The following is a 22,599-nucleotide window of genomic DNA, read 5'->3' as shown; positions in this document are numbered from 1 at the left end:
GGACAGGATGAAATCAATGGCCGCAAACGTTTTCATTGCAGAAAACGTCTTAGATAGTATTGCGTAGGAAGGTGGAGTCCGGTACACAATTGAGGCTACCGTTTTCAATATTTTCACAATTCTGCGCATGCCTTTACAGCGCGCCACCAGTGCATTCCTGCGGCGGCCTTCCCTGCTGATCATCGGCGCGTCGATGCTGTCGGTGGTGCTGGCCGCGCTCACCGCGTTCTCGCTCTGGGAAATGCGCACGGACGCGCTGGCCCGCGCACGCGACGCCGCCGACAACCTGTCGCTGATCCTGCAACGCGACATCGCCCGCAACATCGAGGTGTACGACCTGTCGCTGCAGGCCGTGATCGACGGCGTGCGCGATCCTGCCATGCTGGCGTTGCCGCCCGCCGTGCGCCAGTTCGTGCTGTTCGACCGGTCGACCAATGCGCAGGACCTGGGCTCCCTGCTGGTGACCAACAAGGTCGGTGATGTTGTTCTCGATTCACGTTCGGTGCCGCCGCGGCGTATTTACATCGGCGACCGCGATTACTTCCAGGTGCATCAGGGCTCCGCGAACGTCGGGCTGTATATCAGCGAGCCATTTACGCCGCGCGTGACCGGCCTGGACACGTCGCTCGGCCTCAGCCGGCGGCTGAACGGCCCGCATGGCGAATTCAACGGCATCGTGGTCGGCACGCTGCGCCTGAACTACTTCCGTCGCCTGTTCGATGGCATCAACCTCGGCCCCCACGCGACCGTCACGCTGATACGCACGGACGGCACGCTGCTCATGCGGCGCCCTTACAGCGAAAAGCTCATCGGCCGAAGCCTGGCCGAGGACGTTGCCTTCCAGAAGCGCCTGCTTGCGCCCGAAGGCTCCTATGTTGACGTTGCCAGCGTTGACGGTATCGAGCGCCTGTTCAGCTTCCGCCATATCGGCGACCACCCGCTGATTGTCACAGTCGGGCTGGCCACCGAAGACATCTACGCGGAGTGGCGGCAGCGCGCATGGGTGATCAGCGGCATCGTGCTGATGCTCGACGCGGTATTCATGGTGCTGTCGTTCCTCCTTGCGCAACAACTGCGCAAGCGGCTCGAGATGGAGCAGCAATTGCACCTGCTGGCCAATACCGACAGCCTGACGGGGCTCGGCACGCGCCGCGCGCTGGACTCGGCACTGGACGTTGAATGGCGCCGTGCCAATCGCCATCACACCCCGATGTCGGTGCTGATGATCGACGTGGACAACTTCAAACCCTACAACGACAAGTACGGCCATGCCGCCGGCGATACCGCGCTGCGCACGGTGGCACGCTGCATCAACGACCGCATCAAGCGCCCGGGAGATTTTGCCGGCCGCTATGGCGGCGAAGAGTTCTGCGCCGTCCTGCCCAATACGGACTTGAGCGGCGCCGTGCGCGTGGCCGAGAGCATCCGCACCGCCGTGCTGGCCGCCAACGAGCCCAACGCGGGAAGCGCGTACGGCAAGCTGACGGTCAGCGTCGGGGTGGCTTCCCACTCGGGCATCGCCGCGGCCGACGATACCGTTCAAGACCTGATCCACCTCGCCGACGGGCGGCTGTATGAAGCCAAGGCCGCCGGGCGCAACGTGGTCATGCCCAGACAGGAGCGGCCAAAGCTGGCGGTCGTTTAGGCCAGCGCCCGTCGACACCCCACTTTGGGGGCATCCCATCATCGGCCACCGCTTCTGCACAATGCCGGGGGCTTTCAGGAAACCGCCGTGAGCAAACCTCCGCATTCCCACTTCGATACGTCTGCGCTGCCGCGCGAGCATCAATTTGCGGCGTGGCGGGATGCCATCAACGTGCTGTTCGACACGCGCTCTGCCGCGCCGCAATCGCATGGCTTTCAGGCCAGCGTCGATGCGTATCTGTGCGGCGAGACGGGTGTGGGCATGATCAGCGCGCAGGCACAGCACTATGATCGTTCCCGCTCCAAGCTGGGGCGCGACGGCATGGATGTCTACGTGCTCCAGTATTACCTGGAAGGCAGTTGCGGAGAGCGCGACGGCGCCAGCGGCACCGCCACGCGCCCCGGCGATCTGTTCATCGTCGACGCTGCGCAGCCGCTCGCCACCAGCACGAACGACAGTCGATTCCTGAGCCTGGCCGTGCCACGGCGCCTGCTGGCACCGCTGCTGCGCGCACCGGATGAACTCAGCATGCGGGTGCTGCGCGGCGATGCCCCGATGGTCGGGCTGCTGCGTGATCACCTGTGCTCGCTCTATCAATCGGTCGGGAAGTTGAGCGATGCCGAGGCACAGGCCGTCATCCCGGGCACGCTGCAACTGGCGGCGGCCGCCATCAACTGCCAAGTGACCGAAGCCAGTGCGCCAGCCGTCAGGGAAAGCCTGTTTGCTTCGATCTGCCGGCACGTGCAGCACAACCTGTCCGATCTCGCGCTTTCGCCCGAAGGCGTGGCCGTGCAGTTCGGCATCTCGCGCGCCACGCTGTACCGGCTGTTCGAGCGCGAGGGCGGCTTCTTCAACTACCTGCGCACGCAGCGCCTGCGACAGTGCCACGCGATCCTGGCCGACCGATCGCAGACGCACCGTTCGGTGGCTGAAATCGCGCAGACCTACGGTTTTTCCGACGCATCGAACTTTACGCGCGCGTACCGCCGCGCCTCTGGCATGTCGCCGCGTGAAACGCGCATGCTGGCCGTGGAAGGCCGGGCCGCTGCCATGCCTTTCGTGCAGCACAAGGACTGGCGCACCTGGGTCATGCAGATGCGCTGAAGCGTGCGCGGCACCCCTCGCGCACTCCCTCTTTCCTCCCACCTCCGGCGCCCTGCCGTTCCCAAGACTGAGACGCACTGACAGGTTCGCGCGACGGCCGAACCGGTTAGCGCGCGCAGCCGCATTCTTCGTTGAATCCCAACTGGCGTGCATGCGAGCATCCGGCCCGACCTGATGAGCGCCCATGCGCTCGCGGCGGGCACGAGCGACGTGCCCTCTCTTCGTCGAACAGGTCAAAGCGGTGCGGACATCCCGCGCTTTGCACAACACACAACGACAAAACGGGGGTCTCGTGAAAGACATTACGGGAAAATCGCTTGCCTTGACGCTGTTCGCCACCGTGGCCCTGGCCGCGTGCGGCGGTGGGGACTCGGGAAGCAACACCGCCAGCAATGGCGGCAACACCGGCGGCAACACGCCGCCCGCATCCACCTGCGCGGAAACCGGCGTCGATGCCAAGTACGCCTGCCAGACCGGCAGCACCGAGCCGCTGTACGCCTACCAGTGGGCGCTCAAGCAGGCAACCAGCTTCTTCGCGGCGTTCGGCCTGGTGGCCAACGGCACGACCGACATCGACGTGGAAGACGCGCACAAGGCCGGCGTCAAGGGCCAGGGCGTGAACGTGCTCGTGCTGGACGACGGCATCGACGTGCACAACGAAGATCTGTTCGCCAATGCCAACTCGGACATGACGCACAACTTCGACGATGGTTCGAACGATCCGACACCGGCAGACATTCCCGCGAACATCAAAGACGCGCATGGCACCAACGTGGCCGGCATCATCGCCGCGGCGCAGAACGGCAAGGGCGTCATGGGGATCGCTCCGCGCGCGACACTGGGCGGGGCGCGCTTCATCGGCGCGGCGAACCCCGACATCACCGCAGCCTACGGCGGCGCAGACTGGTCGAAGAACGGCCACATCATCAATGCCTCGTACGGCGCGAACCCGCAGGCACCGCTGGAGTACGACACGTCTACCTCGACACAGGCAGCGGTGCGCGCCTTCCCGAACCTGCGTGGCGGCCGCGGGCTGGTCATGCTCAAGGCGTCGGGCAATGAATATGAATACATCAACGACGGCGCCAGCGTCCCGCCGCGCACATGCCCGACCGTGGGCAGCGCCGCCGGCATGATCGGCTGCGAGAATCCCGCCAATGATCCGGAAGCGCTGGAGCCTGGCGTGATCGTGGTCGGCGCGGCAAACGCGCAGGGCATCAAGTCGAGCTACTCCAACGCCGGATCGGTCAACTGGATCACAGGCTTGGGCGGCGAATACGGCAACGGCGGCAAATATGGTGAAACGGGCAGCGGCCCAAAGATTTTCTCCACCGACCTCAGCGGCTGCGCACGCGGCTACAGCCGAGCCAATCCGGACGACACCTATGACTTTGCGATTGCAGGCACCTCCACCAACCTGAAAGACAACGCGAAGTGCGACTACTCGAGCATGAACGGCACGTCGGCGGCCACGCCCACGCTGTCCGGCGTGGTCGCGCTGATGCTGGCGGCCAACCCGAATCTGACGTGGCGCGATGTTCGCGAAATCCTGCGCGCCACCGCACGCAAGATCGACACCGACTATGGCAGCCGTGACGGCCGCAACGCGCGAATCGACTTGCTTACGGGCGCCGCCACTGGCGACACCAGTGCTGCGCTGACTGATGGCGCGACCACCGCACGCCTGGACTATGGCTGGCAGACCAACGCCGCCGGCTATGTGTACTCCACTTGGTACGGCTTCGGGCTGGTCGATGCATCAGCGGCGGTGAAGATGGCCAAGGCCACTGTCACCTACAAGCCGGCCGCTCTGTCAGTGCCGGACTTCGCGGCGGCCTTTGCCAACGTGAACCAGCTCAACTACGGCGCAGTGCAGAAGCTCGGCCAGTTCAACGTGTCGGGCACCGACAAGGTCGACGCCCTGCAACTGCGCGTATCGGGCTCGGTGTGCGTGGGCAGTGTCGGCTTCTTTGTGAAGTCGCCCTCGGGCACGGTGTCGGCGTTGTCCCTGCCGTACAACGGCTATTACAACAACGGCGTCGATACCGTGAACAAGTACGGCCTGGGCAGCTACGCCTTCTATGGTGAGAACGCAGCCGGCACGTGGGAGGTCTATGCCGTAAGCGGCGTGCCGACCAACGCCTGCTCGACATACCAGCCCCAGGGCGGTACCCACACCGTGACCCTCGCCACGCCGCTGGCCGTGGAGTACCGCGTGATTGCTGCCAAGTGAGCCCGTTCGGAGACCATTCAACATGATCAATACAACCCTGATGAAGACCGTGGCGCTGACGGCGCTCCTCTCGATGGCTTCGGCGTGCCAGGCGGCCGACCTGACGGTGGGCAAACACCTGAGCACGCAGGAGCTGACGCAATACGCAAGCGCACCGACGGTGCAGATCGAATCGCAGTCGTTCAAGGTGCTCTCCAGCGGCACGCGCACCAAGGCAGCGGGCGCGGCATCCTCAGCCGTCACGCAGGTGGTCAATGAGCGTGGCGTGGTGGGCGAGAGCCGCAACGAGGTGGTCGTCTCGCAGGTGTCGGTCGACAGCGTGCGCCAGGCCGTGAGCGGCCTGCCGGCAACGCCCGTGTCGGCGGAGTATTACGGGCACCTGAACATCAGCACCCTGCGCTTTGCTTCGTTCCAGGATGCTGTGAACGCGCGCGCGCAACTCAAGAAGACACTGCCGCAGGCGCGGGTGGACGTTCCGATCCAGTACGCCAAGCCCGTGGCGCGCTGATCGTCATCGCCCGGTAGCACAGGACGCCCCGCCTCCACGCGGGGCGTTTTGCATCGATCAGCACGGAAGTCACGGCGGTGCCGTCGCACCCCCGCGCGTCAGCCCTCTGCGCGCAACTGATCCTCCACCAGCGCCACCCAGCACGCCGCCCCGATCGGGATCAGCTTGTCGTTGAAATCGTAGCCGTCGTTGTGCAACGAGCAGCCGACCCACTGGCCGCCCAAACCGTTGCCCAGCGCGAAGTAGCAGCCAGGGCGCTTCTCCAGCATCCAGGCAAAATCTTCACTGCCCATCTGCGAGGACGGCGGCACCTGGATGACACGCTCCTCGCCCAGCACGCTCGCCACGGCACGGCGTGCGATGGCGGTCTGCTCGGGTGTATTGCAGATGGCCGGCACCAACCGCTCGTAGACGATCTCCGCGCGCACGCCATAAGATGCGGCTTGGTGCGTAATGACCTCGCGGATGCGCGTCTCCAGCAGCTCACGCACCTCCGGCTTGGTGGCGCGCACGCTCAACTTGAGCATGGCCGTTTCGGGGATGATGTTGTGGGTCGTCCCAGCCTGCATCTGCCCAACGCTGATGACGGCCGCATCCACGGGCGCCACGTTGCGCGAGACGATGCCCTGCAGCGCCACCACCGTCGCCGCCAAAGCCAGCGTCGGGTCCACAGCCAGGTTAGGCATGGCACCATGGCCGCCGCGCCCGCTGAAAGTCACGGTCACGCGATCTGACGAACCGCCCAGCGGGCCGCTCTGCACCACGGCCGCGCCCAGCGGCAAGCCAGGCGCGTTGTGGAAAGCGTAGATGCCATCGCAGGGGAAGCGCTCGAACAGGCCATCCTCCATCATGGCGACGGCACCGGTCAGGCCCTCTTCATCGGGCTGGAAAATGAGGTTCAGGGTACCGTTGAAGTTGCGCGTGGCTGCCAGGTGCTCGGCGGCGGCAAGCAACGTGGCGGTATGGCCATCGTGGCCACACGCGTGCATGCGACCGGCCACCTGGCTGGCGTAGGGCAAGCCTGTGCGCTCCTGCATGGGCAACGCATCCATGTCGGCGCGCAGGCCGATCGTGCGCGTACCGTTGCCCACCTTCAATTGCCCCACCAAGCCGTGGCCGCCGACGCTGTGTACGTCATAGCCCCATTCACGCAGCAGGCCGGCGACGAGCTGGGAGGTGTGCGGCACATCGGCACCCAACTCCGGATTGGCATGGATGCGATGACGCAGTTCGGCAAAGCGGTCAGCGCCCACGTGCAGGGCCTGGGGAATGCTGGGCGAATTCGGATCGAGGTACATGGTGCGATGTCAGAGGCGAACTGGGTGGGGGCAACGATGGCGCGACGTCAATCTCAATCGCGGCCGGGATACGTCGGGAACAGCGTGAGCGCGGCCAGGCTGATTGCACTGCTGGCCAGCAGATACCAGGCCGGTGCCATCGGGTTGCCGGTCACACCCAGCAACCACGTAACGATGAGCGGCGCAAAACCGCCGAACAGGGTCACCCCCAGGCTGTACATCACCGACATGCCGGTCGCGCGATGCTGGCGCGGAAAGGCTTCCATCAGCAGCGCCGCGCCCGCGCCATTGCTGACCGCCATGATCGTCACGCCCAGCGCGATCAACCCCATGGTGAGAGCCAACCCCGCGCCGGAAGACAGCAGCACGAAGCCCGGGTACGTGCACGACAGGCTGACCGCAGACGCGACATACAGCATCGGCTTGCGTGTCGGCAGGCGGTCGGCAATCAGACCAAACAGCGGCGACATGACCAGCATGGTTGCCCCCGCCACGCAGGCCGTGAGAAACGCCGTGACCGGCGGCATGTGCAAAGAGTGGATCAGATACGTGGGCATGTAGAAGATCAGGATGTACATGGACGCAGTGGCCCCGGTCATCAGCAGCATGCCCAGTACCAGCGTGCGCGCATGCTGGCGAAGCACGTCGACCACACTGCCGTGCGGGGCGGCCTCGTGCGTCTCTTTCAGATGCCGGCGGATATACATGCCAACCGGCGCGATCAGCAAGCCCAGCAAGAACGGCAGCCGCCATCCCCAGCTCTGCAGTGCCTCGGGGCTGAGCACGGCGCTCACACCGGCCGCACTCAACGCGCCGAGCAGTGCCGCCGCACCCTGCGTGGCAGCCTGCCAGCTCACCAGGAAGCAACGCCGGCCCTTGCTGGCCGATTCCAGCAGCAGTGCCGACGCCGCGCCGATTTCCCCGCCGGCCGACAGCCCCTGCAGCAAGCGCCCGAGCACCACCAGCACCGTAGCCGTCACGCCGATCGTCGCGTGGCTGGGCGTGAAGGCGATCAGCGCGGTGCCGGCCGTCATCAATGCAATCGTCAATGTGAGTGCTGCCTTGCGGCCACGCCGATCGGCCATGTTGCCAATCAGCACGGCGCCCAGCGGCCGCATGACAAAGCCCGCACCAAACGTGGCGAATGACAACAGCAACGATGCCAGCGGGCTGCTCGACGGAAAGAACAGTCGCCCGATGGTGGCGGCAAAGAAGCTATAGACCGTGAAGTCGTACATTTCGAGCCCGTTGCCGATGGCGGCGGCAACGACAGCGCGGCTCGAATGCGGGGTGGCGGTGGTGGTGCCTTGGCGCGGGGCGCCAGCGGGCACGGCAATCTGGGCATCCATCTTGATGTCTCCTCCAGTCGGGCGGGCTTCTATGAGCGTCCCGCAGTGCGCTGGATTGAAGGGCAATAGTAGGAGCTGTCGGGCCGATTCCGCCTCTCGCTTTTTTTCATGGCTATAGCTGTTGGCTATGGCGGGGGCGCGCATCCGAGCCTGCCCCGCTAGCCCAACGGCCGCCCCAGCAGGATTCCGCAGTACAGTTGCTGGCTGGCGGTGCGGCATGCCAACTCTTCGCTGCGCCGTGTATCAAGGACACCTATGAAGCTCAACCAGCTACGTGCACTGGTTACCGTCGCCGAGACGGGCAGCATCCAGGAGGCTTCGCGCCTGCTTCACATCACGCAGCCCGCGCTCAGCAAGGCCATCAAGGAGCTGGAAACCAGCGTGGGCGCAACGCTGTTCGTACGCTCCAGCAAGGGCATCCGGCTTACGCCGTATGGCCAGCGCCTGGTCGGGCATGCACGCTTGATCAACGAAAGCGTCAAGCGCGCACGAGAAGACCTGGAAGACATGAAAGGGGCGGTGACGAGCGAATTGACGGTGGGCGTCACCCCCGTCACCGCGCTCATCGGGCCGGTGGCTGACTGCCTCGTGACCTTCCGGCGCGAATTTCCCAAAGCGCGGTTGCGCATCCTGGAGGCACGTCCGGGCCAATTGCTGGAACTGCTGCGCGAGGGCGCCATCGACTTTGCGCTGACGTCTCAGTTGCAGACGGGCGAACGCGGGTTCGACCACACCGTGGTCTGCCGTGCGCAGACGCTGATCGGCGTACGCAAGGGCCACCCGTTGCGCGGCCACCAGCCTCTGCATGCCTTGCAGCAAGAAGAGTGGCTGGCTCCTGATTCGCTTGCTGACGAGCACTCGCCGCTGTACCGACTGTTTGCCGATGCCGGTCTCGCACCGCCCGAACGCGTGGTCGAGTGCAATTCCATGACGCTGCTGCTCGAGCTGTGCTGGAAATCGGACGCACTGCTCCTGCTGTCGAGCGAATCGACGCGCTCGCCCATCATCCGTCAGACGATCGACTTTATCGAGACCGATCAGCCGATGCCCGAGCGCGTCATCTCGCTGCTCACGCGGGACCGCCACGTTCTGACAGCGCTCGGCGCGCGCTTGCATGACGCGCTGGCACAGGCGCTGCGGCAGGCGTATCCGGAGCGGCCGGCGCAGCCGTGAACCAGCGCGGTTCTGCGCCCGATCAGGCCAACGCCAGCGCCTGATCCAGATCGGCGAGCAGGTCGTCGATATGTTCGATGCCGATCGACAACCGGATCGTCTCCTGCCGCACCCCCGCCTTGGCCAGCTCGGCTTCCGAGAGCTGCCGATGCGTGGTCGACGCCGGATGCGTAGCCAACGACTTCGCGTCGCCAATGTTCACCAGCCGCGTAAACAACTGCAGCGCATCCTGAAAGCGCGCACCGGCGGCAAAACCGCCCTTCACGCCAAACGTGAGCAACCCCGGTGCCTTGCCCGAGAGGTACTTGCGCACGAGCGCGTGGTCGGGATGATCCTCCAGGCTGGCATGGTTGACCCACTCCACCTTGGCGTGGCCGCGCAGATGCCGTGCGATGTGCGCGGCGTTCTGCGTGATGCGGTCGATGCGCAGGCCCAGCGTTTCGATGCCCTGCAGGATCAGGAACGCGTTGAACGGCGACAGCGCTGCGCCGGTATTGCGCAGCGGCACCACGCGGGCGCGGCCAATGTACGCCGCGTCGCCCAGGGCTTCCGTATAGACGACGCCGTGATAGCTCACGTCCGGTTCGTTCAGGCGCTTGAAGCGCGCCTTGTGCTTGGCCCACGGAAACTTGCCGGAATCGACGATCGCGCCGCCCAGGCTTGTGCCGTGGCCACCCAGATACTTCGTCAGCGAATGCACAACGATGTCGGCGCCGTGCTCGAAGGGCCGCGTCAGATACGGTGTCGGCACGGTGTTGTCGACGATGAGCGGCACGCCGTGGCGGTGTGCGATCTCGGCCAGCGCGGCAATGTCGGTGATGTTGCCCAGTGGGTTACCGACCGTCTCGGCAAAGATGGCCTTGGTGCGGTCGTCGATCAGCGCTTCGAACGATGCAGGGTCACGCGGATCGGCAAACCGCGTGGTGATGCCCGACTGCGGCAGCGTGTGCGCAAACAGGTTGTAGGTGCCGCCGTACAGCGTGCTGGCCGAGACGATGTTGTCGCCCGCTTCCGCAATCGTCTGGATCGCATACGTGACGGCCGCCTGCCCCGACGCCAGCGCCAGCGCCCCGATGCCGCCTTCGAGCGCGGCAATGCGCTTCTCCAGCACATCGTTGGTCGGGTTCATGATGCGCGAGTAGATGTTGCCCGGCACCTTCAGGTCAAACAGATCGGCACCGTGCTGTGTGTCGTCAAACGCGAACGCAACGGTCTGGTAGATCGGTACCGCCACCGCTCGGGTGGTCGGGTCTGCGCTGTAGCCGCCATGGACAGCCACGGTGTCGAGTTTCCAGGCGGGGGCGGTGCTCAAGGACGGGTGCGTCATGGTGCGTCTCCGGAAGGTGGGTCCGGCGAGCATATGGCCAGCCCTGCGGTTGGAGGAACGACCGTTTTTGCCTTTGGTTATGCGTGAAACGGCACGATGCGGAGGCCGCATATGGTCATGCGGATATCGCATACCTAGGGTAAACACGTGCCATCTGGCGTGAGCCGAACGGATAGCCTCCACAGCATTGAACGCACCGCGCTGGAGGGGACATGGAAGTCAAATGGATCGAGGACTTTATTGCCCTCACGCAGCACCAGAGCTTTTCGCGGGCGGCGGAAATCCGCAATGTCACCCAATCCGGCTTCAGCCGGCGTATCCAGGCGCTTGAGCAGTGGGTGGGCGCCGAGCTGGTGGATCGCAGCACCTATCCGCCCACATTGACGGCAGCGGGCCGCCTGTTTGAAGAGGCAGCGGATGACGTGCTGAGCAAGCTGATCGACACACGCGCCATCATTCGCTCCGAGCACCGCATGCCCGGGCCGGGGCTGCAGATTGCAGCGGGTCACACCATCTCATTGAACTGCCTGCCCGCCTGGCTGGCAACGGTCGGCAAGCACATCGGCAACCTGCGCGCGCGCATCATTCCGGGCAATGTGCACGACTCGGTGCTCATGCTGGTCAACGGCACCTGCGATCTGATGTTCGCGTACGACCACCCCAGCCTGCCGCTGCATCTTGACCCGATCAAGTACCCCAGCTTGACAGTCGGGCGCGACACCTTCATGCCGGTCAGCAAGCCCAACGCGCGGCTAGGGCCGATGCACCGCCTGCCCGGCACGGCCAACCGGCCCCTGCCGCTCATCTCTTACACCCCCACGAGCTACTTTGGCCGTTGCCTGGCGTTGCTGTTGAGCCAGGCCGATGCGCAACCGTTCCTCCGGCTCGACTATGAATCCGACATGGCCGAAATGCTCAAGAAGATGCTGCTTGCCGGTGAAGGCATTGCGTGGCTGCCAAAAAGTTCGATCGAGGCGGAACTTGCCGCCGGCGTATTGGTGCCGGCCGGCGGCCCGACGTGGTCGCTCGATCTGGACCTGCGTGTGTATCGCAACCAGTACACGCGCAACGAGCTGCTGGAAAAACTCTGGCGCCATCTCAGCCTGCCCTGAACTTGCCTTGGTGAGCCGTTTGCTCGTTTACCCGAACTATGCGGCGCTCGCATGAGCCCTTGCGGGAGCCGCATCACAACGCACGCTGCCGTTCCTACACTCCGTCCACGCAATGAAAGCCGAGCCGAATAACCGGCCGGCGTCGTGCGAAAGGCCACGGATTCGGTGTTCTCCGATTCCGGCAAGAGACCTCACTGGACGGAGCACCATGAAAAAGAATCGCCTTACCGCAACCATCCTGGCAGGCATGCTGCTGGGCATCGCCGTGGGCTATGCGTGCCACAAGCTCGCACCCGACGCCAATGCGGCCAAAGCCATCGCCGGCTATTTCTCCATCATCACGGACATCTTCCTGCGGCTGATCAAGATGATCATCGCGCCGCTGGTATTCGCCACGCTGGTGTCGGGCCTGGCCGGCATGGACGGCACGCAGGCCGTACGCCGCATCGGTTTGCGGTCGGTCGCGTGGTTTCTTTGCGCGTCGCTCATCTCGTTGGCGCTCGGGCTGGTGCTGGCCAACGTGCTGCAGCCGGGGGCGGGTCTGAACATGACGCCCAACGCGGCGGACGTTGCCACCGGTCTGAACACCGCCGGCCTGAACTTCAAGGACTTCATCACCCACGCGTTCCCCACCAGCGTGCTGGATGCCATGGCACGCAACGACATCCTGCAGATCCTGGTGTTCTCGGTGTTCTTTGGCGTGGTGCTGGGCGTGCTCAAGGGCGACGAACGTGTCGCGCCGCTGTCGCGCGCCATCGATGCCCTCGTGCCGGCCATGCTCAAGCTGACCGACTACGTCATGGCGCTGGCGCCCATCGGTGTGTTCGGCGCCATTGCCTCGGCCATTACGCTGCATGGGCTGGATGTGCTGGCGACTTACGGCAAGCTGGTCGGCAGCTTCTACCTGGGGCTGGCGCTGCTGCTGACCATCCTGATCGGCATCGGCCGCATCTTCCTGGGGCGCCAGACGTGGGCACTGCTCAAGGCGATTCGCGAGCCGGCCATGCTGGCGTTCTCCACCGCCAGCAGCGAAGCGGCCTACCCGCGCCTGACCGAAAAGCTCGAGGCCTTTGGCGTCGACAAGAAGGTCGTCGGTTTCACGCTGCCGCTGGGCTACGCGTTCAACCTTGATGGCTCGATGATGTATCAGACGTTTGCTGCCCTCTTCATCGCACAGGCGTTTGGCGTAGAGATGCCGCTGTCGCAGCAGATCCTCATGCTGTTGGTGCTGATGCTCAGCAGCAAGGGCATGGCAGGCGTGGCACGCGGCTCGGTGGTGGTGGTGGCAGCGGTGGCGCCGATGTTCCATCTGCCGCCCTCGGGCGTGGTGCTGATCCTGGCCATCGATCAGATCCTGGACATGGGCCGCACTGCCACCAACGTGGTCGGCAACAGCATCGCCACCACGGCCATCGCCAAGTGGGAAGCACGCCGGGCCGCGCGTGAGCAAACGCCAGGTTTCGACGGCCTCTCCAACATTCCGGGCGTTTCGGGCATTTCGGGCGAAGTGAAATGACAACACCGCACGCGCGTCGCTCGCTGGGCGTGATCGGTGGGCTGGGGGCGCTGGCCAGCGCAGACGTGTTCTTCAAGCTGATCCAGTCCACCCCGGCCAGCACCGATGCGGAGCACCTCGACATCGTGTTCGAGCAGCATCCGTTTTCTCAGGCAGGCCACACGACGGCAGCCACCACGGAGCGCAAGCTCTACATCTTCGACCTGATCCGCGACTTCCAGCGGCGCGGCATCGGGGCGGTGGTGCTGCCCTGCTTTTTGAGCCACACCTTCATTGACGAACTGACCGCCAATTCGCCGTTGCCGATCATCGACATGATGGCGGGGCTGCGTAGCCACGTGCGGCGCAAGTTTCCGGCCGCGCGCCGCATCGGGGTACTCGCTTCGGACACCACGCGCAGCAAGCGTTTGTTCGAGCACTACTTCAATGCGCCGGAGTTCGACGTCGTCCACCCGCGCGTTGACGGCATCGATCGCGTGACCGAAGCGGTGTACGCCCCTGACGGAATCAAGAGCGGCAACCTGCGGGGGCGCCCCATCGGGCTGTTGCGCGACGCCTGCGCGGATCTTGTTGACCAGCGTGTCGACCTGATCCTGCCCGGGCTGACCGAGATCGCCCTGGTGCTCGGCGAGCTTGGGCCCCTTGGCGTGCCCATCGTCGATTCGAACCTGGCCTACGCGCAGTACGTGGTGTCGGGGCAACACGATGCGCCCGGCAAGCTGTTCAAGGTGGGTGTGGTGGGCGGCGTGGGGCCCGCCGCTACGGTCGACTTCATGCAGAAGATCGTGCGCAACACGCCGGCCACGCGCGATCAGGACCACATCAAGCTGCTGGTCGAGCAAAACCCGCAGATTCCCGACCGCACCGAAAACCTCATCGGTGAAGGGCCGGACCCGACCATCTCGCTGTACGCCACGTGCCGCAAGCTGGAGGCGGGCGACGCCGACATCATCGCCATTCCGTGCAACACGGCACATGCGTACGTTGAGCGCGTACAGCCGTATCTCGGCATCCCGATCGTCAACATGCTGACCGTGACGGCCGAGCATATCCGCAGCACGCTTCCGGCCTTGCGAAAGGTCGGCCTGCTGGCGACCTCTGGCACCGTGGCCAGCGGTGTGTACCGCAAGGCGTTGGAGGCGGCGGGCCTTGAACAAGTGATACCCAGCACCGAGCGGCAAGCCCGTGTGATGAACGCCATCTATGGCCCGCAGGGCGTGAAAGCGGGCTTCACCGCAGGCGCCTGCGTTGACGATCTGATGGCCGCCATCGACGAGTTGGCAGCGCGCGGCGTCGAAGTGGTGGTTCTCGGCTGCACGGAACTGCCGCTGCTGCTGCCGCACGCCAGCGTCAACACAACTCAAGGCCGGCTCGTCACGCTGATCGACCCGACCGATGTTCTGGCGCAGCACTGCGTTGCGCGCGCCCTCGCCCACCCTTCTCCATCGCATTCCAACGCTTCATTACAAACGACATGACCCACCGTATCGAACACGACCTGCTCGGCGACCGCGAAATCCCCAGTGATGCCTACTACGGCGTCCACACGCTGCGCGCGCTGGAGAACTTTCCGATTACCGGCACTCCCATTTCTGTCTATCCGCAATTGCTCTGCGCGCTGGCCAGCGTGAAAGCTGCGGCAGCGCTGGCCAACCATGAGCTGGGGCTGCTGGACAGCCTGCATGCCAACGCAATCGTCCACGCATGCGAGCGTGTGCGGGCGGGCGAAGCACACGCGCATTTCGTCGTCGATGTCATCCAGGGTGGCGCAGGCACGTCCACCAACATGAACGCCAACGAGGTCATTGCCAACCTGGCGCTGGAGTCTCTTGGCCACGCGCGCGGCGACTACCAGCACCTGCACCCGAACGAACACGTCAACCTGAGCCAGAGCACGAACGACGTCTACCCGACCGCGCTGCGGATTGCCGCGCACGAGGGCGTCCTGGCCCTGATCGATGCCATGGGCGTGTTGCGGCAAGCGTTCGAGCGCAAAGCCGAGGCATTCCGCGGTGTGCTCAAGATGGGCCGCACGCAGCTCCAGGACGCCGTACCGATGACACTCGGCCAGGAGTTCAGCGCCTATGCCGTCATGCTGGGCGAAGACCAGGAACGCCTGACCGAAGCCGCCGCACTGATGCGCGAGATCAACCTGGGCGCCACGGCCATCGGCACGGGCATCAACACGCATCCGGACTATGCGGCCGCGGTCTGCCGGCATCTGGCACGAATCACGGGCATTCCGCTGGTGACGTCGCACAACCTGGTGGAGGCCACGCAGGATGTGGGCGCGTTCGTTCAGCTCTCGGGCGTGCTCAAGCGGACGGCGGTCAAGCTGTCGAAGACCTGCAACGACCTGCGGCTGCTCTCCAGCGGCCCGCGCGCGGGGCTGGGCGAGATCAACCTGCCGCCCATGCAAGCGGGGTCGAGCATCATGCCCGGCAAGGTGAACCCGGTGATTCCGGAAGTCGTCAATCAGATTGCCTTCGAGGTGATCGGCAATGACCTGACCGTCACCTTTGCCGCTGAGGCCGGGCAGCTTCAGCTCAACGCCTTCGAGCCCATCATTGCGCACAGCCTGTTCAAGAGCGTCTCGCACCTGCGCAACGGGTGCCTGACGCTGGCAGAAAAGTGCGTCGACGGCATTACAGCCAACGAAGCGCACCTGCGTGCCAACGTGGAACACTCGATCGGCATCGTCACCGCGCTCAATCCGCACATTGGATATGCGAATGCGACAGCGATTGCGCAGGAGGCGCTCGTCAGCGGCACCAGCGTGTATCAGCTCGTGCTGGACAAGCGCCTCCTCAGCCGCGAGGCGCTGGACGAGATTCTGCAACCGGACATGCTGGCCCAGCCGCGTGCGGTGACGGCGGCCCGGGCGATTTGACCGAACGGAGGCTGCTGAGCCGAACAGGGATCAGTCAACCGAAGCCGTAAAGCTTCACCGGATTGGCGACAAAGATCATCTGTTGCCAATCCGCACGTCCGATCCACGCGGCAATCGTGTCGAGCAGCGCGGCATCGTCGGGCTTGTGCGCCTTCTCGGTCGGATGCGGCCAGTCAGTGCCCCAGAGCATCCGCTCGGGCGCCATGTTGATGAATGCCTTGGCAACGGGCTCTACGTCGGCATAGGCCGGTGCACCGGTCTTGGTATCGACGTACGGACCGGACAGCGTGATCCACGTGTTTCCCTTGTCGACCAGGCGTTGCGCTGTGCGCATGGCGTCGGACTGCATGCCGCCTGGTTGCGGGACATGCGCAATGTGATCGATCACGAGCGGACATGGCAGCGCAAGCAGATGCGACTCCAGCGCGGGTAGCTTCGCGCCTTGCACGACAAGCTCGATATGCCACCCAAGTGCGCCGATGCGAGACGCCAGCGGCGCCAGCATCTCGACGGTAGTGGCGCCCGGATAGCTCAGATTGAAGCGGATGGCCCGCACACCTGCTGCGTGCATCTCCGCAAGCTGGGCATCCGTCACGGAGATATCGATCACCGCGACACCGCGCGCATTCGGCCCGAAACGCTTCAGCGCATCCAACGTGCAGCGGTTGTCCGTTCCGTATGTCGACGGCGTGACGACCACATTGCGCTGCGCGCCCGAGCGCGCCTGTACCTTGCGGTACTGCTCGATGCTCGCGTTGGGCGGCCGTAGCGTGGTGCCCGGGGCACTGGGGAATCGGTCATCGTAGATGTGCATGTGGCAATCCACCGTGCCGGCGGGCAGCTTGAACGTCGGCGTGTCGCTACCGCTGGACCACAACTCTTCCGCGTCCGTGAGCGCGGAAACGCTCGCCGCCACGGCACCGGCACCTGCCATCTGCAGGAACTGCCTTCTGCTGAGTGCGCGCATCGTCAGGCGGTCTCCGTCTTGTTCAGTACCGGCGCTTCCGGCGTCGAGCGGCTCAACAGCAGCAGCGTCGTCACGCTCACCAGCGTCAGCAGCGCCAACGGCATCAGCGCCAACGCGTAGCTGCCGGTGGCCTGCTTGACCCAGCCGTACACGTTCACCATCAGGCCGCCGCCAATGAGGTTGGCAATCGCGTTGATGGTGGCCAGCCCCGCAGCAGCCGCACTGTTCGAGAGCATGCCGGAGGCCAGCGCCCAGAAAGGTCCCTTGAACGAATAGGCCCCCACCAGCACCCCGCACAGCATCACCATGGTGGGCACGAGAGACCCGCTCAGCGATGTGCCAAACAGGCCGAGGCCGATCAGCAGCATGGGAATGGCGGTGTGCCAGCGGCGCTCCTTCAGACGATCCGAGCGGCGTCCCCAGAACACCATCAGCACCGAAGCCACGGCATACGGCACCGAGTTGAGCAGCCCCGTCTGCATGACGGTCAACCCGAAAGATTTGAGGAGCTGCGGCTGCCACACCGACAGCGTGCTGCCGGCGGCCGAAGCGCACACGTCCACCAGCGCGAGGCACAGCACATAGCGATTGCAGAACAGCTTCGCCAGCGGCATCTGCGCAACTTTCTTCGGCCCGCGCGCTTCACCGGCCAACGTATTCGTGAGCCACTGGCGCTCCTCACTCGACAGCCACTTCGCGTCTTCTGGCCGATTGGTCAGCAGGCGCAGGCAGGCGATGCCGAGCAGCACCGTCGGAATGCCTTCGAGGATGAACAGCCAATGCCAGCCGCGCAGGCCGGCAAACCCATCCATCTGCAGCAGCGCAGCCGAGATGGGCGAGCCGATGAAGCTTGCCGCCGGAATCGCCACCATGAACGTCGCCACAATGCGGGCGCGGTGCGTTGCCGGAATCCAGTACGACAGATACAGCAGCACGCCGGGAAAGAACCCGGCCTCCGCAGCACCCAGCAGGAAGCGCAGCGCATAGAACGATGCCGGGCCTTGCACCAGTGCCGTCGCGGCAGAGATCAGCCCCCACGTGATCATGATCCGCGCAATCCAGATGCGCGCGCCGTAGCGTTGCAGCGCCAGGTTGCTCGGTACCTCGAAGAAGAAGTACGACACAAAGAACAGGCTGCTGCCAAACCCGAACACACGGGCTGACAGTCCGAGGTCATGATTCATCTGCAGCGAGGCCATGCCTACGTTGCCGCGGTCGATGAAGGCCAGCAGGTAGCAGAGCATGAGAAATGGCACGAGCCGCCAGACCACCTTGCGTAGGGTCCGCTGCTCGATCTCGGTGACACCGGTACTGCCCGTCACTTGCATGTGTGTCTCCTGGCGCCGTCGTGTGCTGCGCGGCGCTGTTTGAATGTCTAGGAAGAAAGGTACTGCGATCGCTCGATCAGCGGGTTATGGCTTCACCGGCATCGGCGCCGGGGTCGCCCAGCCAAGCGATGGACAACGCACCGATGAGCAGCACGGTCGACACCGCCAGCAGCGGCGCAGTAAAGCCATGCGAGAACTGCTTGATGGCACCGATCATCGACGGGCCGACAAAGCCGCCAAGATTGCCCACGGAAACGATCAGCGCCAGGCCGCCCGCGGCCGCGCGGCCCGTGAGGAAGCTGGAGGGAATCGCCCAGTACGTAGCCTGGAACGCCAGGATGCCGCTCACCGTCAGGCACAGCGCCGTCAGCTTGAGTGCCGGTACATCAACGGCGGTGCTGGCCGCCAGCGCGACCGCTGCAACCACCAGCGCACCGGCCACATAGGGGATGCGGTTCTGCGCGCGGTTCGCCACGCGGGCCCACCACAGCATGACCCCCGCCCCGATCGCGTACGGAATGGCAGTCAGCCAGCCGACCACCGCGTGCTCGACACCAAACTGCTTGATGATCTGCGGCATCCAGAGCCCCACGCCGATGGAGCCGACGATGCCGCAGAAGTTGATGAACGCCAGCACGAAGACACGCCAGTTGGTCATTGCATCGCGCAGGGTCGTGCCGTGTTTGCTGGCGATGTCGCGTTGCTCCATGGCGAGGCGGCGCGCGAGCACGGCCTTTTCATCGTCGCTGAGCCAGGTGGCCTTTTCCGGCCGGTCTGCCAGAACGAACAGGCACGCGATACCAAGCAGCACCGCCGGCAGCCCTTCGATCAGCAACAGCCATTGCCAGCTGCGCAGCCCATGCAGGCCACCGAGCTCCAGCAACGCACCCGATATCGGCGAGCCGATCATGTTCGCCACCGGAATCCCCACCAGGAATGCCGCCGTCACCTTGGCGCGCCATTTGCCCGGAAACCAGTGCGTGAAGTACAGGTAGATGCCTGGCGTGAAGCCCGCTTCGGCAAGACCCAGCAGAAAGCGCGCTGCCGCAAAGCTTTTGGGCCCGACCACAAATGCCGTGGCCATCGAGAACAGGCCCCACGTGATCATGATCCGCGCGATCCAGATGCGCGCGCCCACCTTCTGCATGATGAGGTTGCTGGGGATCTCGAACAGGAAATAGCCGATGAAGAACAGCCCCGCCCCGAACCCGAACTGCTCGGCCGTCAGGCCAATGTCCTTGTTCATGGTGAGCGCGGCAAACCCTACGTTGGTGCGATCGAGATAGCTGATCACATAGCAGGCAAAGATGAACGGCAGGATGCGGCGGAATGCCTTGGCCAGCGTGCGTTCGCTCGCGTGGTAGTCGGCATCGGGCAGCGTGGTGGCGGCGCGCACATCCGCGCCGTGCGGTGGCGTGGTGGCACTCAAGGTCTGGGACATTTGCAGGGTCTCCTCCATCGCGCTTCTATGAGCGCTAGGGGTTGCGTATCGATGAGCTAGGGCGTGGGCTTTGTCTGTTTTGCCCGATGCGGCAGCGGGCCGGCGATGTCCATCTCGGTTTTGAGCACCGTGCCGGACACCGATTCGGTCATGAAAAGCGTCTTCATTTCGGGGCCGCCGAAGCACAAGTTCGTGAGCGATGCACCTTCGGGGCTGGTCACAATCACCTCGGGCTCGGCACGGTGGTTGAGCACCCATGCGCGGCCGAGTCCGGGGTTGGCCACGAACAGCCGCCCCGCCGTATCGATCGTCAAACCATCGGGGCCGCTCGGGCCGTGCGATGTGAAGAACTGTCCGACCTTGCTGACCGAGCCATCCGCCTGCAACGGCACACGCCATACGCAGTTGCCGCGCGTCATGGCGACGTACAGCACCTTCTCGTCGGGCGACAGCACAAGCCCGTTCGGGCTGGGGCAATTGCCGAGCAGCATGTCGAGCTTGCCCTCCACCGACAGGCGATAGACGCGCCCGGTCGGGTCATGCAGCCCGGTCTGCCCCTGATCAGTGAAGTACAGGTTGCCGCGCGAATCGAACGTCAGATCATTCACGCCCTTGAAGCGTTCCGAGTTGCGGCGCTCCAGATAGGGCGTGACTTCGCCGCGCTGGATGTCGAGCAGCATCAGCCCGTTGCGATAGTCGGTGATGAGCAGGTGCGCATCGTCGACGAACTTCATGCCGTTGGGCTCGCCGTCGTACTCGGTCACCAACTCCCACTCACCTGCGGGCGAAATACGGAAGACGCGGCCATGCGGGATGTCGGTCACGTACAGATAGCCTTGGCCGCCCGGGCTCCACACCGGCCCTTCGAGAAAGGAATCGGTAGCTTGCCCGCCGCGATTGGCGCGCGCCCATTCCGTCTGCACATCGGGCTTGCGGAACCTGGCTGGCATGCGTGTGAAGACTTCAGCTTCACGCACCGCCGGTGGCGAGAGCTGGAACATGGACATCACGCCGCCGTGCGCGAGCGTTCCTCGATCACCGCGAGCACATTGGCCGCCGCGCCCTTGCCCATGTTCACGTAGGCCGCATCGCTCACGCCGCCGATATGCGGCGACAGGATGATGTTCGCAACGCCCTGGAACGGGTGTGGCGTGGTCATCGGCTCCACGTCGAAGCTATCGAGCCCGGCCGCACGGAGCCGGCCACTGGCCAGCGCTTCCACCAGCGCCGGTTCGTCGATCAAGCCGCCACGCGCCGTGTTGACCAGAATCGCACCGGGCTTGAAGCAGTCGAACGCGTCGCGGTTCAGCATCTTGCGGTTCTCCGGGGTCAACGGGCAGTGCAGCGAGACCACGTCGGACTGCACGTACAACTCACCAAGGCTCGTCAGCTTCACGCCGGCCGGCGCCTCCTTGGCGTACGGATCGAAGGCGAGAACATTCATACCGAACGCCAGCCCGATGGCAGCCGCCCGGCGGCCGATCGCTCCCAGGCCGACCAGGCCGAGCGTGCGGCCGTCCAGTTCGATCGACTTGTGCGTCGCCTTGTCCCAGTGTCCGGCGCGCATGCGCGCGTCGAGCTGCGGGACGGACTTTGCACACGCCAGGATCAGCGCCCACGCATGCTCGGCCACGGCGGCGGCGTTGGCACCCGCCGCGGCACGCACCGCAATGCCACGCGCCGCAGCGGCGTCCTGATCGATGACATCGATGCCGCTGCCGTGCTTGGAAATCACCTGCAGGTTGCCGGCCGCGTCCATGATGCGGGCGTTGACCTTGCCATAGCGCACGATGATTGCCACCGGCTTGTACCGCGCGCACAAGGCAACGATGTCGTCTTCGGTGGGCTGCTTGCCGGCAAACACGACTTCGAAATCGCCCAGCATGTCCAACGCCTGGGGTGCCAGATCAGCCGCCGTGACGAGCAAGACCGGCTTGGTTGCCGTCGTGCTCATTACAGTGCCTCGCCTTCAGCCAGCATGCCCGCAGCGCGCAGTTCTTTCTCAAGCCAACCCGGGCGCGTGTCGCCCTTCTGGATGGCAGCAATGCGGGCAGCTTCCGCCTCGACCTTCTTTTGCGCGAGCACGAGAATGCGCTCGACCTCCGCACGCGGGATGACGACCACACCATCCGCATCGCCCACCACCAGGTCACCCGGATGCACCGTCGCCCCGGCGGCTGAGACCGGCAGGTTCACGCGGCCGGCCACGCTCTTGGTCGGCCCGCATGGGTTCAGGCCCGCAGAAAAAATCGGGAACGTGCCGTTGGCCAGTTCGTGCGAATCGCGCACCGCGCCATCGATGACAAACCCGGCAATACCCGTGGCGTGCGCCTGCGTGGCCATGATCTCGCCGATCAGCGCGCAGCTCTGGTCGCCCTTGCCGTCCACCACGATCACATCGCCGGGCTTGGCGACGGCCATGGCGGCGTGGATGGCAAGGTTGTCGCCCGGGCGAACTTCAACCGTCACGGCGGGGCCGACCACTTTCATCGTCGGCGCGAGCGGTTTGACGCGGCCGTTGAGGGTGCCGCGGCGCCCGGCAACGTCGGCCAGGATGGCTGCCTGAAAGCGGGCAGCAGCGTCGACCAGCGCGGGCGAAACGCGCTCGATATCGCGAACGATGGCGGAAGGGGTGTGCGAAGGGGTACTCATGAAAAACCTACCTCAGACTGTGATGTTTTACTCTGTACAACAATGGTGTACTCAGT

At 64.8% G+C, this 22,599-nt stretch carries 18 protein-coding genes; 9 read left to right on the top strand and 9 right to left on the bottom strand.

Annotated features, from left to right (window positions below; genetic code table 11):
• The first annotated feature begins 127 nt into the window (after positions 1–127).
• The 4 genes from BG83_RS0119805 (at position 128) to BG83_RS0119790 (ending at position 5,490) form a co-directional block, all read left to right on the top strand.
• On the top strand, positions 128–1,645 hold the full coding sequence (locus BG83_RS0119805) for a sensor domain-containing diguanylate cyclase (protein ID WP_024978339.1): 1,518 nt from the start codon (positions 128–130) through the stop codon (positions 1,643–1,645).
• Positions 1,646–1,732: 87 nt separating this feature from the next.
• Positions 1,733–2,749 (top strand): helix-turn-helix domain-containing protein, encoded by a 1,017-nt coding sequence (locus tag BG83_RS0119800; RefSeq protein WP_024978338.1) that lies wholly within the window; start codon positions 1,733–1,735, stop codon positions 2,747–2,749.
• Between the two features lie 292 nt (positions 2,750–3,041).
• On the top strand, positions 3,042–4,982 hold the full coding sequence (locus BG83_RS0119795; RefSeq protein ID WP_024978337.1) for a S8 family serine peptidase: 1,941 nt from the start codon (positions 3,042–3,044) through the stop codon (positions 4,980–4,982).
• 22 nt (positions 4,983–5,004) lie between these two features.
• Complete coding sequence (locus BG83_RS0119790; protein ID WP_024978336.1) at positions 5,005–5,490, top strand: hypothetical protein; 486 nt, start codon at positions 5,005–5,007, stop codon at positions 5,488–5,490.
• Between the two features lie 98 nt (positions 5,491–5,588).
• Here BG83_RS0119790 and BG83_RS0119785 read toward each other — a convergent pair whose 3' ends face one another.
• Both BG83_RS0119785 and BG83_RS0119780 read right to left on the bottom strand, forming a co-directional pair.
• Entirely contained in the window at positions 5,589–6,788 is a 1,200-nt protein-coding gene (locus BG83_RS0119785; protein WP_024978335.1) for a M20 aminoacylase family protein, read from the bottom strand.
• A 53-nt stretch (positions 6,789–6,841) separates the two neighbouring features.
• Positions 6,842–8,137, bottom strand: a complete 1,296-nt coding sequence (locus tag BG83_RS0119780; RefSeq protein ID WP_024978334.1) for an MFS transporter — start codon at positions 8,135–8,137, stop codon at positions 6,842–6,844.
• Between the two features lie 255 nt (positions 8,138–8,392).
• On the opposite strand from BG83_RS0119780, the gene BG83_RS0119775 reads away from it, so the two are divergent.
• A complete protein-coding gene (locus BG83_RS0119775) occupies positions 8,393–9,310 on the top strand; it encodes a LysR family transcriptional regulator (protein WP_024978333.1) in 918 nt (305 codons plus the stop codon).
• 22 nt (positions 9,311–9,332) lie between these two features.
• On the opposite strand, the gene BG83_RS0119770 is transcribed toward BG83_RS0119775, so the two are convergent.
• The gene (locus BG83_RS0119770) at positions 9,333–10,637 is read right to left on the bottom strand and encodes an O-acetylhomoserine aminocarboxypropyltransferase/cysteine synthase family protein (protein WP_024978332.1); all 1,305 of its coding nucleotides are present in this window, start codon (positions 10,635–10,637) and stop codon (positions 9,333–9,335) included.
• A 212-nt stretch (positions 10,638–10,849) separates the two neighbouring features.
• On the opposite strand from BG83_RS0119770, the gene BG83_RS0119765 reads away from it, so the two are divergent.
• The 4 genes from BG83_RS0119765 to aspA all read left to right on the top strand — a co-directional run bounded on the left by BG83_RS0119765 (position 10,850) and on the right by aspA (position 16,155).
• Positions 10,850–11,749 (top strand): LysR substrate-binding domain-containing protein, encoded by a 900-nt coding sequence (locus BG83_RS0119765; RefSeq protein ID WP_024978331.1) that lies wholly within the window; start codon positions 10,850–10,852, stop codon positions 11,747–11,749.
• A gap of 208 nt (positions 11,750–11,957) precedes the next feature.
• Entirely contained in the window at positions 11,958–13,265 is a 1,308-nt protein-coding gene (locus BG83_RS0119760; RefSeq protein WP_024978330.1) for a dicarboxylate/amino acid:cation symporter, read from the top strand.
• The gene (locus BG83_RS0119755; RefSeq protein WP_024978329.1) at positions 13,262–14,743 is read left to right on the top strand and encodes an aspartate/glutamate racemase family protein; all 1,482 of its coding nucleotides are present in this window, start codon (positions 13,262–13,264) and stop codon (positions 14,741–14,743) included. The genes BG83_RS0119760 and BG83_RS0119755 overlap by 4 nt, the downstream gene beginning before the upstream one ends.
• Positions 14,740–16,155 (top strand): aspartate ammonia-lyase, encoded by a 1,416-nt coding sequence (gene aspA, locus BG83_RS0119750; protein WP_024978328.1) that lies wholly within the window; start codon positions 14,740–14,742, stop codon positions 16,153–16,155. The genes BG83_RS0119755 and aspA overlap by 4 nt, the downstream gene beginning before the upstream one ends.
• 34 nt (positions 16,156–16,189) lie before the next feature.
• Here the strand turns inward: aspA and BG83_RS0119745 are convergent, their stop codons facing one another.
• The 6 genes from BG83_RS0119745 to BG83_RS0119720 all read right to left on the bottom strand — a co-directional run bounded on the left by BG83_RS0119745 (position 16,190) and on the right by BG83_RS0119720 (position 22,543).
• Positions 16,190–17,122: an amidohydrolase family protein gene (locus tag BG83_RS0119745; RefSeq protein WP_024978327.1), complete on the bottom strand. Its 933-nt coding sequence runs from the start codon at positions 17,120–17,122 to the stop codon at positions 16,190–16,192.
• A gap of 2 nt (positions 17,123–17,124) precedes the next feature.
• Positions 17,125–18,450, bottom strand: a complete 1,326-nt coding sequence (locus BG83_RS0119740) for an MFS transporter (RefSeq protein WP_024978326.1) — start codon at positions 18,448–18,450, stop codon at positions 17,125–17,127.
• 76 nt (positions 18,451–18,526) lie between these two features.
• Entirely contained in the window at positions 18,527–19,891 is a 1,365-nt protein-coding gene (locus BG83_RS0119735) for an MFS transporter (protein ID WP_037032123.1), read from the bottom strand.
• Between the two features lie 56 nt (positions 19,892–19,947).
• The gene (locus tag BG83_RS0119730) at positions 19,948–20,892 is read right to left on the bottom strand and encodes an SMP-30/gluconolactonase/LRE family protein (RefSeq protein WP_024978324.1); all 945 of its coding nucleotides are present in this window, start codon (positions 20,890–20,892) and stop codon (positions 19,948–19,950) included.
• Positions 20,893–20,897: 5 nt separating this feature from the next.
• Positions 20,898–21,845 carry a hydroxyacid dehydrogenase gene (locus BG83_RS0119725; protein ID WP_024978323.1) on the bottom strand — a complete coding sequence of 316 codons (948 nt, stop codon included), beginning with the start codon at positions 21,843–21,845 and terminating at the stop codon, positions 20,898–20,900.
• Positions 21,845–22,543, bottom strand: coding sequence for an RraA family protein (locus BG83_RS0119720; protein WP_024978322.1), 699 nt, complete (start codon positions 22,541–22,543; stop codon positions 21,845–21,847). The genes BG83_RS0119725 and BG83_RS0119720 overlap by 1 nt, the downstream gene beginning before the upstream one ends.
• Between the last annotated feature and the right edge of the window lie 56 nt (positions 22,544–22,599).

It is taken from the genome of Ralstonia pickettii (assembly GCF_000607165.1).
Lineage (GTDB): Bacteria > Pseudomonadota > Gammaproteobacteria > Burkholderiales > Burkholderiaceae > Ralstonia > Ralstonia holmesii.
The sequence above is the reverse complement of the archived record's forward strand: the minus strand, read 5'-3'. Positions and strand labels throughout refer to the sequence as shown.

Bases quoted from the DNA above. Each gene is read 5' to 3' on its own strand.
- BG83_RS0119735 (WP_037032123.1), bottom strand. From the start codon at position 19,891: ATGTCCCAGACCTTGAGTGCCACCACGCCACCGCACGGCGCGGATGTG.
- BG83_RS0119765 (WP_024978331.1), top strand. From the start codon at position 10,850: ATGGAAGTCAAATGGATCGAGGACTTTATTGCCCTCACGCAGCACCAG.
- BG83_RS0119755 (WP_024978329.1), top strand. From the start codon at position 13,262: ATGACAACACCGCACGCGCGTCGCTCGCTGGGCGTGATCGGTGGGCTG.
- BG83_RS0119790 (WP_024978336.1), top strand. From the start codon at position 5,005: ATGATCAATACAACCCTGATGAAGACCGTGGCGCTGACGGCGCTCCTC.
- BG83_RS0119770 (WP_024978332.1), bottom strand. From the start codon at position 10,637: ATGACGCACCCGTCCTTGAGCACCGCCCCCGCCTGGAAACTCGACACC.
- BG83_RS0119805 (WP_024978339.1), top strand. From the start codon at position 128: ATGCCTTTACAGCGCGCCACCAGTGCATTCCTGCGGCGGCCTTCCCTG.
- BG83_RS0119745 (WP_024978327.1), bottom strand. From the start codon at position 17,122: ATGCGCGCACTCAGCAGAAGGCAGTTCCTGCAGATGGCAGGTGCCGGT.
- BG83_RS0119725 (WP_024978323.1), bottom strand. From the start codon at position 21,845: ATGAGCACGACGGCAACCAAGCCGGTCTTGCTCGTCACGGCGGCTGAT.
- BG83_RS0119760 (WP_024978330.1), top strand. From the start codon at position 11,958: ATGAAAAAGAATCGCCTTACCGCAACCATCCTGGCAGGCATGCTGCTG.
- BG83_RS0119785 (WP_024978335.1), bottom strand. From the start codon at position 6,788: ATGTACCTCGATCCGAATTCGCCCAGCATTCCCCAGGCCCTGCACGTG.
- BG83_RS0119775 (WP_024978333.1), top strand. From the start codon at position 8,393: ATGAAGCTCAACCAGCTACGTGCACTGGTTACCGTCGCCGAGACGGGC.
- BG83_RS0119730 (WP_024978324.1), bottom strand. From the start codon at position 20,892: ATGTTCCAGCTCTCGCCACCGGCGGTGCGTGAAGCTGAAGTCTTCACA.
- BG83_RS0119780 (WP_024978334.1), bottom strand. From the start codon at position 8,137: ATGGATGCCCAGATTGCCGTGCCCGCTGGCGCCCCGCGCCAAGGCACC.
- aspA (WP_024978328.1), top strand. From the start codon at position 14,740: ATGACCCACCGTATCGAACACGACCTGCTCGGCGACCGCGAAATCCCC.
- BG83_RS0119740 (WP_024978326.1), bottom strand. From the start codon at position 18,450: ATGCAAGTGACGGGCAGTACCGGTGTCACCGAGATCGAGCAGCGGACC.
- BG83_RS0119720 (WP_024978322.1), bottom strand. From the start codon at position 22,543: ATGAGTACCCCTTCGCACACCCCTTCCGCCATCGTTCGCGATATCGAG.